The sequence below is a fragment of the Saccharopolyspora soli genome, from assembly GCF_022678645.1.
GTDB classification, from domain to species: Bacteria; Actinomycetota; Actinomycetes; order Mycobacteriales; family Pseudonocardiaceae; genus Saccharopolyspora; species Saccharopolyspora soli.
Genome location: NZ_JALBWV010000017.1, coordinates 103,437 through 120,235, shown reverse-complemented (window position 1 = coordinate 120,235; position 16,799 = coordinate 103,437). Strand labels below are relative to the sequence as shown.

Sequence of the window (16,799 nt, the reverse complement as noted above, 5' to 3'; positions counted from 1 at the left end):
GTTCGTCGCCACGGTTCCGTTCACGCAGGAGTCACGCGATTTCACGAGAAATTGCGTTGCCCCGGTCGAGGCGGTGCGGAGCGTCCTAGTGCCAGGTGATCAGTGCGTCCAAGGCTTCGACTCGGTTGCCGTCCACCAGCAGCGGGTTCACCTCCAGCGATTCCAGCCGCTCACCGATCCCCGCCGCGAGCTGACCGATGCGCACCACGACGTCAGCCACCGCGTCCAGATCCGCTGGCTTGGCACCACGAGCTCCGCGCAACAGCGGGGCACCGCGCAGTTCACCAAGCGCCTGCCGGACCTGGTGGCGGTCGACCGGTAGCAGCCGCAGTGCCGAATCGCGCAGCACCTCGACCCACACACCGCCGAGCCCGATCGCCATCGTCAGCCCCCACACCGGGTCGCGGACGACGCCCACCAACAGCTCCACGCCGCCGCTGCGCTGCGGCTGCACCAGCGTGCTGATCCCGCTCGCCGCGCGCTCGCGCAGCGTCGCACACACCTCGTCGTGCGCCCGGCGCACGTCCTCCGGGCCGGACAGCCCCAGCCGCACACCGCCGATGTCGCTCTTGTGCCCCAAGCCGTCGGCAACCGCCTTGAGCACGACTGGATAGCCGAACCGCTCGGCCGCGGCGACCGCGGCGTCCGCGTCCACCGCGAGCTCCGCCGGAACCACCGGAATCCCGTGCTCCGCAAGCAGAGCGGCCGCTCGGTGCTCCGCCCAGATGCCGGACCCCCGCACATCCAACGGCTCTGGATCCGGAATGTCCACATCGGACAGAAAGGATTCCGACCAGCGCGCCGCAGCTCCCAGGGCGCTCATGCCGTGCTCGATTCCCCCTGCGACGTATGGGAAATCCGACTTCTGCTGGATCATCCGGCCGAATTCGCTGACATCGGCGCAGACGTTGCCGACCACCGCGACCGGTCGTGGCGCGTTGCGAATCCGACGTGCGTTCGCCTGGAACGCCTGGATGCTCAGTTCCGGGTTCGGCGGCGCCACCCTCGGCAGGTCGGCGAGCAGCAGGACCGCGTCGATGCCCGGATCGTCGGCCACCACCTCCAGCGCGCGGCCCAGCAGCGTCCGGTCGATCAGCACGTAGCCGGTCACGTCCAGCGGGTTCTGCACGGTCGCGAACTCCGGCACGATCTCCTTCAGCCGCGCCACGGTTTCCGGTGCGAATCCGGGAAGTTCCAGCCCTTCCTCCGCCGCGCGGTCCGCGATGATCTCCGACGCCCCGCCGGATGGCGTGACCACGCCGATGCGGCGACCGGGCAGCCGCCCGACCGAGGCCAGCATCCCGGCGGTGATGATCAGGTCCTCCAGCGAACGCACCCGGATCACGCCGAGCTGCCGGAAGGCCGCGTCGACCACCGCGTCGTCGCCGACCAGCGCCCCGGTGTGCGCCTGGGCGGTGTGCGAGGCCAGTTCGCTGGAGCCGATTTTCAGCGCCACGATCGGCTTTCCGGCCCGCGCGGCCCGGCGCGCGACGCGGGCGAACTCGTCCGGACGCCGGATCTGCTCCAGGAACAGCGCGATGACCTTGGTCGCCGGATCGTCGACGAGGTAGTCGATCACGTCGGTCACCGACAGCACCGTCTCGTTGCCCATCGCGGTGAGCAGGCTGATGCCGACGTTTCTGGCCTGCGAGAAGTTGAGCACCGCGCTGGCCAGCGCCCCGCTCTGCAACACCACCCCGATCGGGCCGCTGAGCAGCGGAGTGGGAATCGGCAGGCCGTAGGGGGTGATGCCGGCCGCCGCGTTGATGTAGCCGTTGCCGTTGGGCCCCAGCACGGTCAACTGGTGCTCGCGGGCGAACTCGGCCACCTCGTGCTCCAACCGGAGCCCTTCGGCACCCGTCTCGCCGAACCCGGCGGTGAGCACGACATATCCGCGAATGCCCAGCTCCGCGCCTTCCCGCAGGACCGGCACCAGCGCATGCGTCGGCACCATCACGTACGCCAGGTCGACCCGCTCGGGGATGGCCGACAGGCTCGGGTAGGCGTGCTCGCCGTGCACTTCCTCGGTGCGCGGGTTGACCAGGTACACCGGCCCCTGGAAGGCGTTGTTGCGCAGGTTCTGGAAGGTCGCCGAGGACCAGCCGGACTTGTCGGTCGCGCCGACCAGTGCGATGGAGCGGGGGTTGAACAGCGCCCGCACCGCCGCGGTCATCGCCCGACCACCCGGAAGCAGGGCACTTCGGGGGAATCCGCGGCAAGCCTGGTGATCACCAACTCGACCCGATCACCGATGCCCACCTGCTCGCTGGCGACGATGCGCGTCATCATCCGCGGCCCCTCGTCCAGGTCGACCAGCGCGACGGTGAACGGCGCCTGCTCGGCGAACTCGCCGAACGCCCGGTGCGCGACCGTGCAGGAGTAGACCGTGCCGCGGCCCGACGCGGTGACCCAGTCGATCCGATCGCCGAAGCAGTTCGGGCACACCGATCGCGGGTAGAAGATCGCCGATCCACAGTCGGCGCAGCGCTGCAGGCGCAGTTCACCGGCGGCGATGCCGTCCCAGAACGGACGCGTCTCGGCGTCCTGGGCGTTCTGCACCATTGCTAGCCCCTTCCCAGCACGATGGTCGACGTCGATGACAGGACCCCGCCGGTGCCATGCGCCAGCGCGAGTTCGGCACCGTCCACTTGCCTCGGCGTACCGGCGAATTCGTGCCGCAGCTGCCGGGTGGCCTCGATCAGCAGGAAGATCCCGTACATTCCGGGATGCGTGTACGACAGGCCGCCGCCGTTGGTGTTCATCGGCAGGTCGCCGCCCGGCGCGGTTCGACCGCCCACGACGAAGGTGCCCGCCTCGCCGGGTTTGCAGAACCCCAGCGATTCCAACGTCAACAGCACGGTGATGGTGAACGAGTCGTAGATCTCCAGCACGTCGATGTCGGCGTGCTCGACCCCGGCCATGCGCAGCGCCGCCGGGCCGGACTGGGCCGCCCCGGTGACGGTCAGATCAGGCATGTTCGCGATCGTGTTGTGCGTGGTCGCTTCGCCGTGGCCGAGCACGACGACCGGCCGGGTGGCCAGGTCCGGCCACCGGTCCTCGGCGGCTACGACCAGCGCGCCGCCGCCATCGGTGACCAGGCAGCAGTCCAGCTTGTGCAGCGGCTCGCAGATCATCGGCGAGGCCAGCACGTCGTCGATGGTCAGCGGATCCTGGTAGTACGCCTTGGGATTCAGCCGCGCCCACTCCCTCGTGGACACCGCGACCTCGGCGAGTTGTTCGCTGGTGGCCCCGTATTCGTGCAGGTACCGGTTCGCCGCCAGCGCGTACGCGCCGACCGGGGTGGGCAATCCGTAGGGCCGCTCGAACTGCTCGGCCAGCGTCGCCGGGCGCGGCTGGTTGCGGGACCGGTCGCTGCGCTGCGTGCTGCCGTAGGCGATCACCGCGACGTCGATCACGCCCGCCTCGATCGCGGCCGCGGCATGCCCGAGATGCGCCTCGAACGACGATCCACCGATGTTGGTGCTGTCCAGGTATCGCGGTCGCATGCCGAGGTACTCGGCCAAGGCCAGCGCCGGGGCCCAGGACCAGCCGCCCGCGACGAACAGCGCATCGACGTCGTCGCGCCGCAAACCGGCCTCCGCCAACGCCGTCTTGGTCGCCTGCGCCTGCTGGGACAGCACGGTCAGGTGCGGGGTCTTGCCCAACTCTGATTCGGCCACCCCGACGATGGCCGCTCGACGTCGTGTCACTCGGCGATCCCTCCCAGCCGCACGTGGCCCTTGAGCAGGTTGCGGGCGATGGTGCGGCGCTGGATCTCGTCGGTGCCCTCGTAGATCCGCAACAGCCGCAACTCGCGGTACCAGCGTTCGATGGGCAACTCGCGCGTGTAGCCCATGCCGCCGTGGATCTGCAGCACCCGGTCGACCACCTGGTTGGCCATTCCCGCGCCGTGCAGCTTGGCGATCGACGACCAGTGCCGCGCGTCCATGCCCTGCTGCACCCGCCAGGCGGCGTGCAGGGTGAGCCACTTGGTGGACTCGATCTCCACCTGGGAGTCCGCGATCTGCCACTGGATGGCCTGGTACTCGGCGATGGGGCGGCCCATCGACTGGCGGATCTTGGCGTAGTCGATGGCCATCTGCAGCATCCGCTCGGCCGCGCCGATCGCCCGCGCCGGGATCATGTACCGGCCCTGGCCGATCCAGCGCAGCGCCAGCGGAAAGCCGCGACCGACCTCGCCGAGCACGTTCTCGGCCGGTACCCGCACGTCCTCGAACACCAGCGACGCGGGACCCCACTGCCCCATCGTCGGAATCGGTTCGGACTTCCAGCCCATGTCCCGATCGACCAGGAAGCACGTCACGCCGTTGTCGGCGCTCGCGTCCGGGTCGGTGACGGCGAAGACCATCACGAAGTCGGCCTCGTTGCCACCGGTGATGAAGATCTTCTCGCCGTTGATGATCCAGTCGCCGCCGTCGCGGACCGCACGGGTGCGGATGTTGCGCGCGTCCGAGCCCGCGCCCGGCTCGGTGATGGCGAAGCACGACCGGCGCTCGCCCGCGATGGTCGGGATGAGGTAGCGCTGCTCCTGCTCCGCGTTGCACGAGTAGAGGATGTTGTCCGCGCTGCCGCCGAAGGTGAACGGCACGAAGGTGCGGCCGGTCTCCATCGCCAGGATCGCCGACATGACCGCGCCGAGGTTCATCCCGCCGTACTCCTCGGGCGTGTTGACGCCCCAGAAACCGGCTTTCTTCGCCTTGAGCCGCAGTTCGCGCAGCACGTCCGGGGCCACCGACGGTTTGCCCGCGCGTTCGTTGCGCAGCACCTCGTCCTCCAGCGGCCGCACCTCCCTGGTGATGAAGCTGCGGACGGTGTCGCGGATCTGGCGTTCCTCGTCGTTGAGTGCGAAGTCGACCATCGCGAAGTCCTCCCGACTCGGGCCGCGCTGCCCGGCAATGCGATGATTTTCTAGAACGGAACTCTAGGTACTTCCGCTCCGCACGCCTATAGACCGACCGTGGTACACCCCCCGCGCAACCGGAGAGTTCTAGAATGTGATCCCACTACTTGGATCGGGTGAGGGGCACCCGTGACCAAGTAAGTTGGGCACGGGTACCCCTCACCCCGACAAATCCGACGAGAAGGTGGGCATGGTGCGCAAGACGACCCGCTCGAACGCCTGGCAGTGGAGCCGGACCGCGGAGACGCGCCGCGTGCTGCTGCAGGCCGCGCGCGAGGTGTTCACCGAGAAGGGCTTCGCCGAGGCCAGCGTGGCCGAAGTGGTCGAGCGGGCGGGATCCAGCGTGGGCAGCCTGTACCACCACTTCGGCGGCAAGACGGAACTCTTCCTGGCGCTCTGGGAAGACCACCAGGCCACCCACGAGCAGAGCGCGATCAGTTCGGTCGCCAAGGCCCGCGCGGGCGGCGAGTCGGACCCGTTGACGCTGTTCAACGTGGGTGCGCGGGCGTTCCTGGAGGGCTCGTGGGCGCGCCGCGACCTGGTGCGGCTGTTCATGGACGGTGACGGTCCGCCCGGTTTCGAGCTGATCCGCCGCACGCGCGGACGCGAGTGGGTGCGGCAGAACGCGGTGCTGCTGGGTGCGGGCACTGATCCGGTGGACCGGGTCACCGTCGCGGTGCTCACCACGATCATCGGCGAAGCTGGCCGGGAGATCGCGACGTGTTCGAGCAAGCGGGAAGCGAACAAGGTGCTGGAAGCCACATTGCGGCTGATCCGCCGACTGGACCCGCTTCGCGAAGACGACGATGAGGCTGTGTGAGCGAGAATTCTTCCCGCTCACACGGCCGACCAGGTACGGGTGTCGCAAGACACCGATGAGGCCGTGTGAGTAACTTCGTCCCGCTCGCACGGTCGACCGAGCGTGGGTGTCCCGGAGGCGCGAGGCCGCTCGGGCGGGCCACCCGCGAGGAGCAAAGGAGAATTGATGGCCGAGACCAATGGCGCGGATGCGTTCTTCGCGGCGGATGGCGAGCAGCTCGTGCCCAGCGCGGACGCGAGCAGCCCGTGGTCGCCGGACATGATGCACGGGCGACTGTTCGGCGGACTGCTCGCGCGTGCGCTGGAACGCGAGCAGGCCGAGCCCGAGTTCCACTTCGCCCGGCTGACCGTCGACCTGTTCCGCAACACCAAGCTGGAGCCGGTTCGGGTGGAAACGCGGCGGGTCCGCGACGGTCGCCGCATCCGGGTCGCCGATGCGACGGTGTTCGCCGGGGAAAACCCGGTAGCGCGGGCCAGCGCGGTGCTGCTGCGCCGGGGTGACCAGCCCACTGGCACGGTGCCCGCGACGAAGCCCTGGGACGCGCCCACGCCCGACGAGCTCGGCCCGTCACGCGTCCGGTCCAACGGTTGGCTGCCGCCGTTCGACGTCTGGTTGGTGAACGCCGAAGGCGAGCTGACCGACGACTGGCGGGCCAACGGCCAGCGCCGATCCTGGGTGCGCGACGACCACGAACTGGTCGCCGGTGAGTCCATGTCGCCGTTCGTCCGAGTCGCGTTGGCGGGAGATTTCGCCAGCCCGCTGGCGAATTACGGTGAAAAGGGCCTGGAGTTCATCAACGCGGACTACACGCTGACGCTCAGCCGCCTGCCGCTCAGCGAGGCGATCGGGATGGAATCCACCGGCCACGTCAACGAAGACGGCATCGCGGTAGCGCAATGCACGGTCCACGACACCAGCGGCCCGATCGGCTTCTGCTCCGCGACGGCGGTCTGCAACCCGGCGGTGCAGCAGTGATCCACCGGGCTGCTCCGGCGACACGATAGGGCCAACGGCGCCGAAGCAGCCCGAAAACTGTCAGATCTCCCCGAAACGATCTCCTCCGCACTGCCTGAGTCGCACCAGCGGAGGAGATCGGCGTGTCAGCGGTAAGCGACCTCGACCAACTCCTGGCCAACGTCGTCGACAAGCTCAGCACGGCGTTAGCAGCCCTCACCACCGCCCAGAACGCCCTCGAAGAGGCCGAACAGGGCCTAGCGGTCCTGCACGGCACCAACAGCGCCGAAGCCCTGGAGATCCTGTCCACTCACCAACAGCTCAGCAACCAACTGTTCGATCAGTGGGCTCTCGTAGATCGTGCGCAGGCAATTGTCGAAACTTTCCGCCGCAGCCTCGCCGTCACGTCAGCCGAGAACACTCCACCGAGCATCCCGCACCCGTCGAACTGGCCAGACGATTCCACATCAGCTGCAGAGTGGGACGCGATCTGGGCAAGCTGCCAACTGTCACAACTGCCCGACTTCTACAAGGGCGAGAAAACGCATGGTTTCACATTCGACCGGGATGGCCAACGGGAGCATTGGACGAGCGGCTATGACGAAATCCTGTCCGAACGCGCGAACCTCATCCTGATGAATTCGGAGCATTTCCCAACTCTGCCGAACCAGGATGCGAGCCCCGAGGTTGTGAAGCATGTGGAGACCAAGATCGCTGCGTCGATGCAGCGCGGCGACATCCACGGCGTGGTGCTCGTGAACCGGGCCATGTGCCGTGGCAGTCTGAACTGCCGACGCGCGATCGAAGCTATCCTGCCTCTTGGATCGACGTTGACCGTGTGGGAGAAGGGGTCGACCACTCCCGTTGTGATTCGCGGAAAGGCCAGGCCATGACTGTGGTGACGGCGATTATCGACAACCAGCACCGCTATGCGCGCACGGGCGAGGAGGTCAATTCGCTGATCTTGACCGCCGTGGCAGAGCCACACGATTGGGCGACTTTGTTCTACGTGTGGGACCGACCGTGCCGCGAGTCCGACGATGGTTCGCTGCACGAGTACCCGACCAATCAGCTTCGGCTGGATACCGAGCCCGACGCGGGCTGGGGCGCGCTCAACTACGTTGACACAGCCGGACGTCCCGACGCGCCAGGTGTTTGGAACAGCCTGAATCCCGAGCCACCTCGGTTTGCCCCGACGATCTGGTTCGATCCGGGGACGCCGACAGCGTTTCCCGAGTCCGCAGTGCTACCAATCGAACGCGTGCGCGCCGCTCTGACGGAATTTTGCCGAACCGGCAAGCGACCAACCTGCATCCAGTGGCAGGACGGCCGGTGGTTCTGAAATCCTCATAGTCCATCACGCACAGCGTGTTAATCCTTTCAGCATAACCCTTTTCGCGATTTTGATCCACTATGGACAAATTCTGGCCCGTGCACTCCGCGCACAGGTGGGCTCGCTCCAGCCCGGCGGCACGGGGTGGGAGCCCCAGGTCATTGGTCGGCCGGGAGCTTGCCGTTGGTCAGGGCGTTCTCGCGTGCTTTGGCGACCAGTGCCGGGACCACTTCGTCGAGTTCGGCCGGGTTCCACCGCTCGCCCTTGTCCACGCCAGGCCCGGCGATCCAGCCTTCCGCCACGCTGATCGCGCCGCCTCGGACGTTGAACACCCGGCCGGTGATGCCCTTCGCCGCCGCACTCGCCAGCCACACCGCCAGCGGCGCGATGTTCTCGGGGTTGGAGATGTCGAACTCGCCCTCCGGGGCGCGGACCTGGCGCCCCAGACCATCGGTCATCCGGGTCAACGCGGCTGGGGCGATCGCGTTGACCGCGATGCCGTAGCGCTCCATCTCGCGGGCCGCGATGACGGTCAGTCCGGCGATGCCCGCCTTGGCCGCGCCGTAATTTCCCTGACCTGGATTGCCGTAGATGCCGGATGACGAGGTCGTGTTGATCACGCGGGCGTCGATTTCCTCGCCCGCCTTCGCCTTCGTTCGCCAGTACGCCGCGGCGTGCCGCAGCGGGCTGAAGGTGCCCTTGAGGTGCACCCGGATCACCGCGTCCCATTCCTGCTCGGTCATGTTGAACAGCATCCGGTCGCGCAGGATGCCCGCGTTGTTGACCAGCACGTGCAGGTCGCCGAAGTGCTCGACGGTCGACTCGACGAGGCGCTTGGTCTCCTCGAAGTCGGCGACGTCCGCGCCGTTGGCGATCGCCTCGCCACCTGCCGCGCGGATCTGCTCGACGACTTCACCGGCCGGTCCGGTGGAGGACCCGGTGCCGTCCACCTCCGCGCCGAGGTCGTTCACCACGACCTTCGCACCCTGCCTGGCGAACTCCAGCGCGTACCCGCGGCCGATGCCACGAGCCGCTCCGGTCACGATGACGATCCGCCCTTCGACGATGCCGGTCATCTGCACTCCTCCGCAGCCTGGTCTTGTGCCTGGACGAGTTCGTGGACGAGTTCCTAGAGCACACTTCTAGAAACAGTGGCCAGTGATTCCCGCCACTGTCAAGACTTCTTGCACAGATGGGCGCTTCCGCCGACGACCGGCTGGAGAATACGGTTCTAGTATTCACCGCTCGGCGAGGAGGCTCGGACGTGGACGATCAGCTGCGCTACGCGTGGCGCGTCTTGTCCGTGGTCAGCATCGCGAGCGTGTTGACCGGACTGGGCACCAGTTCGCTGAACGTCGCACTGCCCGAGGTTTCCCGGCATTTCGCCGCGAGCGCCACCGCGGCGAGCTGGATGCTGCTGTCGTTCATGCTCACCACGACCACCCTGATGGTCTTCTTCGGCCGACTGGCCGACTTGTTCGGCCGCCGGAGGATGTACCTGTGCGGGCTGGCCACCTACACCGCCGCGAGCTTGGCGCTGGGTTTCGCGCCGACCGCCTGGACAGTCGTCGCGCTGCGCGTCCTGCAGGCCGCCGGGGGCACCATGTTGCTGGCCAACAGCGCGGCGCTGCTGACCACCGCGTTTCCGCGCCAGCACCTCGGTCGCGGGATGGGCATCTACATCGCGTCGTTCTCCGTCGCGCAGTTGCTCGGACCGACGCTGGGCGGTTTCCTCAGCCATCGGTTCGGTTGGCAGTGGGTGTTCTGGAGCAACGTGCCGTTCGGCCTGTTGTGCCTGGTGTGGGGCGCGGCGGTGTTGCGCACCGACAAGGGGCGGACCGCCGAACGCGGCGTGGACGCGCCGGGCAACATCCTGATCCTGTTCTGCCTGGGCAGTTTCCTGCTCGGGCTCTCCCAAGTGGGCGAGCGCGGGTGGGCGGATCCGCTGGTGTTCGGCTCGTTCGCGCTGTTCGTGGTGCTCGCGCCGGTGTTCCTGACCGTCGAGCGACGGCGCCGGAACCCGGCGGTGGACATCAACCTGTTCCGCGATCCCGGCTACTCGTTCGGCCTCGTTGCGGGCTTGCTCAACACCATCGCGCGGATGGCCGTGCTGCTGCTGGTCGCGCTGTTCTACCAGGCGGTGCAGGGCGACGACCCGGTGGCGGCCGGGCTGAAGGTGTTGCTGCTGCCGTTGACCACCGTGATCGCTTCGACCAGCTCCGGCTTGCTGCACGGCCGGATGTCGAACCGCGCGATCGCCGTCACCGGGGCGGGTCTGACCGCCGTCGGTCTGGTGCTGCTGGCCATCGCAGTGTCGCCCACCGTCCCCTATGGACCGATTGCCCTCGCGCTGGTGCTGATCGGCGCCGGATCGGGGCTTTTCATGCCCGCCAACACCACCGAGGTGATGAACGGCCTGCCGCGGAACCGGGTCGGCATCGGCAATGCGATGCGGTTGACCGTGCAGAACGTCGGGGTGATGGTCAGCACCGCGCTCGCACTGTCGATCATCACCAGCCCACTGCCCGGCGAACTCCGCGACGAGGTGTTCGCCGGGACCATCTCCGGCGTGTCCGGGCAGGCGGTGGACCAGCTCGTCCTCGGCTACCGGATAGCGCTGCTGTGCATGACCGCGATCGCGTTGTGCGGGCTGGCGGCGTCCGTGGTCAAGCGACGCGCCGCCGGGCAGCCGGAACCGGTTGCGCGCCTTGAGCAAAGGAGTCGTCGATGAACCTGCTCAACGGGAAAGTAGCGCTGGTCACCGGAGCCAGCCGAGGCATCGGGGTGGCCATCGCGCAACGCCTGGCCGCCGAAGGCGCCGAGGTGGCGGTGTCGGCCCGGTCGGTCTCCGCCGACGACTCGCCGCTGCCCGGCACGATCGGCGAAACCGCCGCCCGCATCGCCGAAACCGGCGGTACCGCACGGGCCTTCCCCGCCAACCTCGCGGTGGCCGAGCAGCGGGAATCGCTGGTAGCCGAGGTGATCGCGGCCTTCGGACGGATCGACATCCTGGTCAACAACGCGGCCGTCACCTACTTCACGCCGATCGTCGAGTTCACCGCGAAGCGCCAGGCGTTGATGTTCGAAGTGCAGGTGACCGCACCGATGCACCTCGCCCAGCTCGTGCTGCCTGGCATGCGGGAACGCGGGCAGGGCTGGATCCTCAACATCTCGTCGCGGGCCGCGCTGCATCCCGAGCCGCCCTACGGTGCACGGGCCAAGCGCGGTGGCACCGTCTACGGGATGTGCAAGGCAGCGCTGGAACGGTTCACCACCGGCCTCGCCGCGGAGGTCTTCGACGACGGTGTCGCGGTGAATTCGCTGGCCCCGAACCAGGTCGTGCCCACCCCAGGCACGCTGTTCCACAAGCTGACCACCACGGACGACCCGGATGCCGAGCAACCGGACGTGATGGCCGAAGCGGCGTTGGCGCTGTGCACCCGGCCGCCGCAGGAGCTCACCGGCCGCATCGCCTTCTCCCAGGACCTGCTCGCCGAACTCCAGCGGTGACCAGATCGTTCCGGTTCGTGCCGCGATCATGCCTTCCGGACGGGCTAGCTAGTGGCAAGACTTCCGGGTGTGAACAAAGCACTCCTCGTCGTCGACGTCCAAGAATCGTTCCGACAGCGGCCGTTGTGGCACGCGATCTCCAACCCCGGGATCGTCGAGCAGATCAACCGGCTGGTGGCGCTCGCCCGCGCGGAAGACGACCTGGTCGTCTGGGTCCTGCACAGCGAACCGGGTACCGGCAACGCGTTCGACCCGGACAATGGCCACGTCCGCCTGCAGGACGGGCTCGCCGCGGCGGACAGTGATCCGCTGCTGACCAAAACCGCGCACAACGCCTTCACCACCACGAACCTGGACCAGATCCTGACACGGCGGGGCATCCGGGAACTGTCGGTCGCCGGGATCCGCACCGAGCAATGCTGCGAAACCACAACCCGAATCGCCTCGGATCTCGGCTACGACGTCACGTTCGTGACCGACGCGACGGCGACCAACCCGATCGCGCATCGTGACGCCCCAGCCGACCAGACGGTCGCCGAGTTGCTGGCCGATCCGCGAACCCTGCACCCCGCGGACATCATCGCCCGCACCGAGTACGCGCTGTCCGGTCGCTTCGCGAACATCCGCACAGTGGCGGAGCTCACCGACACAGCGGCGTGATTTCCGACAACTACGGGCAACTGATGATTTCCACCCGGAAAATATCAAGCAGCACTTCGACGATCCCATTTTCGGGTAATTAGTCCTCAATATCTCAGGACTTTGTCCCCTTTCCGGATAACTCGCCCAGGAGTAGAGCTAAATTCGATCGCCCGGAGATTTCCGAATCCTAGCAGAACATGTGGGGAACATTTTGCTTTCCTAACTTCGTTGGCTAGGGTGGATATTGGCGCGAGCTCACATTTCCCCGCCCTCAGACGAGGATCAGGGCTCGTATCCGGTACATCATCTCCACTTTCAGGACAGGGGAATACTGCTATGCGTACAAGTGCACGAGCAGTGGTCGCGTTGGCGCTGGCCGCGCCGCTCGCGCTGGGGATCGGTGGAGTCGCTTCGGCCGCCACGACCGCACCGACGACGCTGGTGCTGGCCGACCACCCGGACCACGACCACGGTGACGGCGGCTCGCACGCCGACCCGGCTAGAGACCACCGCCCCGGCCACAACGAGAGCGGCTCGGGCGGCAACAGCGGATCCGAGAGCTCCGGTGGCAACAGCGGGGTGCACGGACCCGTCGGACAACCGGGGGACCTTCAGTTCCCAGGGATGTGATTCGCACGAGCAGTCGGTCCGCACCGCTCGCTCGCGATCTGAGAATGCCTGTTCGGAGCAACTGAGGGCTGTGGCATCGGGCCGGATTTCAACACGCGTTCGACATTCCGCGATCGACGAGCAATTCGGCGGGCCGGTTCGAGATTTGTCCACACCCGCCGAGGATTTACGGTGCGCGAAATCGGCACGGGCCGATGATCATCCACACCGGAACATTCCCAGCTCCAGACGAGATCAGGGCGCGCGGTAGGCTGACCAGATCGTGACCCGTGTCGTCTTCCTGCTGCTGCCCAAGTTGCACCTGCTCGACCTGGCCGGTCCGGCGCAGGTGTTCTCCACTGCGGCCAATCTCGGCTACGACTACTCGCTGAGCTACGTCGGGCAGGACGAAAACGTGCTCAGCGCACAGGGTTTGCCGCTGCGCTCCGACACCGACTGGCCCGCGCTGACCGCAGACGACTTGGTCATCGTCCCCGGCTCGCGCATTCGGAACCCGCCGCGCTGGCCGCAGTTGCGCCCCGCTAGCGCGAACCGGCTTCGCGCACACCACGCGGCGGGCGGTGTGGTGGCCAGCGTGTGTTCCGGTGCCGAAGCGCTGGGGCAGGCCGGGCTGCTGCGCGATCGCCGCTGCACGACGCACCACGACCTGCAGGACGAACTCGCCCGCAGGTATCCGACGGCGGCTGTGGTGCGCGACGTGCTGTTCGTCGAGGACGACCGGATCATCACTTCGGCCGGGATCGCCAGCGGAATCGACCTCGCGCTGCACCTGGTCGCGACCAGGCACGGTCCGGGCGCGGCGGCGCGGGTGGCTCGCGGCATGGTGGTCTACGCCCGCCGCAACGGCGACGACCAGCAGGCCAGCGCGATGCTGCGACACCGCTCGCATCTCAACGACGCGGTGCACCGCGTCCAAGACCTCATCGACGCGCGCTTCGCCGAGCCGCTGACGCTCGCTGCGCTCGCCAACGCCGCCGACTGCAGCGAGCGCACCCTCACCCGCTCCTTCGTGCGCGCCACGGGGCTGACGCCCCTGCGCTACCAGCAGACGCTCCGCGTGGAGCGCGCCGAACACCTGATCGGCCAAGGTGCGACGATCGAGGCCGCCGCGCACGCGGTCGGCTTCGCCGACGCTCGCATGCTCCGCCGACTACGCGCCCGCGGGCAGTGAGGCGGGGATGCGCCCGATGGCCGCGATGGATTCCACCACGAAGTAGATGCTCCGGAAGAACAGCAGGACATCGCCGCGCACCAACCGCATCCGCCGGTACATCAGCAGTCGTCCGGCGTCTTCACCGGTGAGGATGTCCCGCCACACGTCGGCTGCCGCGGTGAGCACGTAGTCCGCGGCTGGCTCGTCCCGGATCGACGCTTCGACGCACTTCCCGTCCGTCCACTGCAACCGCAGGTACTGCCCGGTTTCCCGCAGGCCCAGCGCCCAGGACGACGAGTAGGACTCGCGGGCGCGGTCGATCCACGTCCAGTAGCTCTCCAACTTCGTCGCCCGGATCGCCTCGTCGGGGCCGCGATCGACGACCTCCCGAGCCTCCTGCGCCCACTGCGGGCTGAACAGCTCCACGCTCATCCCCCTGCCAGTTCGGGTTCGATGCCCTCGATCATCCGCTCGATATCCGGCGCCAGGTCGATGCCGACGTCGGAGAGCTTCATGTTCAGCTGGCGGATCATCAGCCGCCGCACGTCTTCCGGTGACCAGCCGAGCGATTCCAGCGCCACCCGTCGGCTGGTCGCCCCGTTGATGGTCAGGATGGTGCGCAGCGTGTCGTGGATTTCCAGCAGCAGCCGCGGATCTTCGCGCACCGAGTCGCGCAGGAACCGCATCCCGAACTGCACGTGCCGCGCCTCGTCGCGGCAGGTCGCGGTGAATCCGGCGTAGTAGCCGGGCAGGAAGCCGCGGTCGCGGCAGTAGGTCAGGGTGATCTTCATGACCGACAGCGCCAGCACGCCCTCGATCCACAGGAAGTAGTTGGTGCCGTAGCGCACCCGCAACGCCGGGTTCTCCGGGTCCTTGCGCAGTTCGTCGGCCTGGTAGGCGAGCAGGCCGAACGGCCCGACGAAGGTTTCGGCCACGTGGTGGAACGACGCGTCCAGCACGTCCTGGATCGACTCGCCGGGCAGCCCGACCACCTCGCGGTAGAAGCGGTCGAAGAACACGGTGTGCCGGGCCTCGTCCTCGATCTGGCTGGACATGTAGATCTTCGACTCTTCGCTGCCGCCGAGCATGAACACCGGCAGTTCCACTTCGACCTGCCGTTCGCCGTGGTGGAATCCCGAGGAGATCGCCACGAACGCGTCCCGCTCGACCTGGCTCATCCGGTCGGTCCAGTCCACCGCGTCCTGGGTGAAGTCCAGTTCGTAGACGTTCCAGCGCTGGCGCAGGTAGCGGCGGTAGAGGTCCAGGTAGCCGGGTAACCGTTTCAGGTCGCGGTGCAGGTAGGCCAGCACGTCGTCGATGTCGACGTGGCCGATCCCGGTCAGATCGACCTGATCGACGGTGTCCTGGGAAAGTTCGGGCATCTCCTCACCCTTCGGCTTTCTCGACAGCGGGCGCGGCGACCACTCCGGCCGCCGGACGCCGCCACGGTCCGCGGAAAAGCAACATCACCGGTAGGAACAACACCATGCATACCAGCCCGATGGACAACCACAGCGACCAGCTGGCGGCTTCCACCACGCGCGGCAGCAGGAACAGCACCACCACGGCCATCGCGCGGGTCAGGAACGAGTACACGCCCCACGCACTGCCCTGCAACCGCGGATCGATGTCCTCGGTGTTCTCCGAGTAGTTCGCCATCCAGGGCCCGTACGCGGCACCCATGCCCGCGCCCAGCAGCGCCCCGGCGACCAGCAGATGTCCGATCGCGATCGAGTCCCGGCCGATCAGCACCACGAGATATCCGGTCATCAGCACCGCGAGGACGGTGCCCGCGGCGGTGATCGGTTTGCGCAGTTGCAGCCGGTCGGAAATCCGGCCGACGACGATCAGCGTGCCGAGGTTGAGCACCCAGAACCCGCTCATCACCGCCGATGCCGAGGCGGCGCTGAGGCCGAAGCTGTCCGCCAGCATCGTCTGCCCGAACAGCGACAACGTCAGGTAGAGCACCAGCCACACCGAGATGCCGACGACATGCGCCCACATCGTCGCGTGGCCGAACAGCTCGCGCATCCGCACCGGCCGCGCGATGTCGGCGGCGGCCAGCGAACGGTGCTCGGTCTGCTGGATCTGCGCCCGCAGCTGCGGCGTCAGGTCGGCGATGTTGAACGCGATCACCAGTGAGATGACCAGCGAAACCGAGCCCATGATGAGGAATTGCGAATGCCACGAGTTGTTGAACAGCGGCAGCGTGAGCCCGGCGATGGCGGCGGCCAGGAAGTTCGCGCCGACCGGCCCCCAGGTCCAGAAGCCGAACGCCTGCGCACGGCCCATCCGCGGCGAGAAGTCCCGCACCAGCGGCGCGGTCGCGGCCATCACCATGCCGTCGAGCACCGAAAGCACAGCGCGGGCCGCCAGCAGTTCGCCGGGCGAACCGACCAGCGTCATGCCGAAGCACGCCAGGGCGGTCAGCAGCATCAGCGGGATCAGCACCCGGACCCGGCCGAACTGGTCGGTCAGCCGCCCGCCGACCATCGCCGCGACCGCCCCGACGGTCAGGGCCAGCGCCGACACCGAGCCGTAGGTGACCAGGCTCATGTCCAGGTCGTCCAGCAACAGCGGCACCACCGGCGCGATCTGCCCCTCGTAGGAGCCGATCAGGCTGGCCAGCACCGCCATGGCCAGGATCCGCATCCGGCGGGATCCGGTCGGATACTCGGAGAGTTCACGAACGTACGAGAGCCCCATTGCTCCGCCCTTCCGCGACCGGCCCGCGGCCTACCGCCACAACCGGCCCGAGCCCGACCCTAGAATCTCCCTCTAAAATTCGACAGGTAGCCAACAGGGTCGGAGCCGACTTCGGGAAGTGTCAAGTGTT

General features: G+C 67.7%; 17 protein-coding genes. 9 read left to right on the top strand and 8 right to left on the bottom strand.

What is annotated here, in order from left to right; translation table 11 throughout:
- Nucleotides 1–85: 85 nt before the first annotated feature.
- The 4 genes from MOQ72_RS15440 to MOQ72_RS15425 are packed head-to-tail and all read right to left on the bottom strand — an operon-like array spanning nt 86 to nt 4,879.
- Nucleotides 86–2,173, bottom strand: coding sequence for an acetate--CoA ligase family protein (locus tag MOQ72_RS15440; protein WP_242184224.1), 2,088 nt, complete (start codon nt 2,171–2,173; stop codon nt 86–88).
- The gene (locus tag MOQ72_RS15435; RefSeq protein WP_242184223.1) at nt 2,170–2,562 is read right to left on the bottom strand and encodes a Zn-ribbon domain-containing OB-fold protein; all 393 of its coding nucleotides are present in this window, start codon (nt 2,560–2,562) and stop codon (nt 2,170–2,172) included. Before MOQ72_RS15435 ends, MOQ72_RS15440 begins: the two co-directional genes overlap by 4 nt.
- Nucleotides 2,563–2,564: 2 nt before the next feature.
- Nucleotides 2,565–3,710 carry an acetyl-CoA acetyltransferase gene (locus tag MOQ72_RS15430; protein WP_242184222.1) on the bottom strand — a complete coding sequence of 382 codons (1,146 nt, stop codon included), beginning with the start codon at nt 3,708–3,710 and terminating at the stop codon, nt 2,565–2,567.
- Nucleotides 3,707–4,879: an acyl-CoA dehydrogenase family protein gene (locus MOQ72_RS15425; RefSeq protein ID WP_242184221.1), complete on the bottom strand. Its 1,173-nt coding sequence runs from the start codon at nt 4,877–4,879 to the stop codon at nt 3,707–3,709. Before MOQ72_RS15425 ends, MOQ72_RS15430 begins: the two co-directional genes overlap by 4 nt.
- Nucleotides 4,880–5,111: 232 nt before the next feature.
- On the opposite strand from MOQ72_RS15425, the gene MOQ72_RS15420 reads away from it, so the two are divergent.
- The 4 genes from MOQ72_RS15420 to MOQ72_RS15405 all read left to right on the top strand — a co-directional run bounded on the left by MOQ72_RS15420 (nt 5,112) and on the right by MOQ72_RS15405 (nt 8,037).
- Nucleotides 5,112–5,741, top strand: coding sequence for a TetR/AcrR family transcriptional regulator (locus MOQ72_RS15420; protein ID WP_242184220.1), 630 nt, complete (start codon nt 5,112–5,114; stop codon nt 5,739–5,741).
- A gap of 165 nt (nt 5,742–5,906) precedes the next feature.
- A complete protein-coding gene (locus MOQ72_RS15415; RefSeq protein WP_242184219.1) occupies nt 5,907–6,716 on the top strand; it encodes an acyl-CoA thioesterase domain-containing protein in 810 nt (269 codons plus the stop codon).
- Nucleotides 6,717–6,838: 122 nt separating this feature from the next.
- The gene (locus tag MOQ72_RS45185) at nt 6,839–7,588 is read left to right on the top strand and encodes a DddA-like double-stranded DNA deaminase toxin (RefSeq protein ID WP_242184218.1); all 750 of its coding nucleotides are present in this window, start codon (nt 6,839–6,841) and stop codon (nt 7,586–7,588) included.
- A complete protein-coding gene (locus MOQ72_RS15405; RefSeq protein ID WP_242184217.1) occupies nt 7,585–8,037 on the top strand; it encodes an Imm1 family immunity protein in 453 nt (150 codons plus the stop codon). The genes MOQ72_RS45185 and MOQ72_RS15405 overlap by 4 nt, the downstream gene beginning before the upstream one ends.
- Nucleotides 8,038–8,186: 149 nt before the next feature.
- Here MOQ72_RS15405 and MOQ72_RS15400 read toward each other — a convergent pair whose 3' ends face one another.
- Nucleotides 8,187–9,104, bottom strand: coding sequence for an SDR family oxidoreductase (locus tag MOQ72_RS15400; RefSeq protein WP_242184216.1), 918 nt, complete (start codon nt 9,102–9,104; stop codon nt 8,187–8,189).
- 188 nt (nt 9,105–9,292) lie between these two features.
- Between MOQ72_RS15400 and MOQ72_RS15395 the strand changes: the two genes are divergently transcribed.
- The 5 genes from MOQ72_RS15395 (at nt 9,293) to MOQ72_RS15375 (ending at nt 13,981) form a co-directional block, all read left to right on the top strand.
- On the top strand, nt 9,293–10,759 hold the full coding sequence (locus tag MOQ72_RS15395) for a DHA2 family efflux MFS transporter permease subunit (RefSeq protein WP_242184215.1): 1,467 nt from the start codon (nt 9,293–9,295) through the stop codon (nt 10,757–10,759).
- Nucleotides 10,756–11,538 (top strand): SDR family NAD(P)-dependent oxidoreductase, encoded by a 783-nt coding sequence (locus tag MOQ72_RS15390; protein WP_242184214.1) that lies wholly within the window; start codon nt 10,756–10,758, stop codon nt 11,536–11,538. The genes MOQ72_RS15395 and MOQ72_RS15390 overlap by 4 nt, the downstream gene beginning before the upstream one ends.
- A 69-nt stretch (nt 11,539–11,607) precedes the next feature.
- Nucleotides 11,608–12,198 carry an isochorismatase family protein gene (locus MOQ72_RS15385; protein ID WP_242184213.1) on the top strand — a complete coding sequence of 197 codons (591 nt, stop codon included), beginning with the start codon at nt 11,608–11,610 and terminating at the stop codon, nt 12,196–12,198.
- Between the two features lie 318 nt (nt 12,199–12,516).
- A complete protein-coding gene (locus MOQ72_RS15380) occupies nt 12,517–12,810 on the top strand; it encodes a hypothetical protein (protein WP_242184212.1) in 294 nt (97 codons plus the stop codon).
- 262 nt (nt 12,811–13,072) lie between these two features.
- Nucleotides 13,073–13,981 (top strand): GlxA family transcriptional regulator, encoded by a 909-nt coding sequence (locus MOQ72_RS15375; RefSeq protein WP_242184211.1) that lies wholly within the window; start codon nt 13,073–13,075, stop codon nt 13,979–13,981.
- Here the strand turns inward: MOQ72_RS15375 and MOQ72_RS15370 are convergent.
- The 3 genes from MOQ72_RS15370 to MOQ72_RS15360 are packed head-to-tail and all read right to left on the bottom strand — an operon-like array spanning nt 13,961 to nt 16,615.
- The gene (locus tag MOQ72_RS15370) at nt 13,961–14,389 is read right to left on the bottom strand and encodes a hypothetical protein (protein ID WP_242184210.1); all 429 of its coding nucleotides are present in this window, start codon (nt 14,387–14,389) and stop codon (nt 13,961–13,963) included. The genes MOQ72_RS15375 and MOQ72_RS15370 overlap by 21 nt on opposite strands.
- A gap of 2 nt (nt 14,390–14,391) precedes the next feature.
- Nucleotides 14,392–15,345, bottom strand: a complete 954-nt coding sequence (locus MOQ72_RS15365; protein ID WP_242184208.1) for a ribonucleotide-diphosphate reductase subunit beta — start codon at nt 15,343–15,345, stop codon at nt 14,392–14,394.
- Between the two features lie 4 nt (nt 15,346–15,349).
- A complete protein-coding gene (locus MOQ72_RS15360) occupies nt 15,350–16,615 on the bottom strand; it encodes an MFS transporter (protein ID WP_242184207.1) in 1,266 nt (421 codons plus the stop codon).
- Nucleotides 16,616–16,799 lie beyond the last annotated feature (184 nt).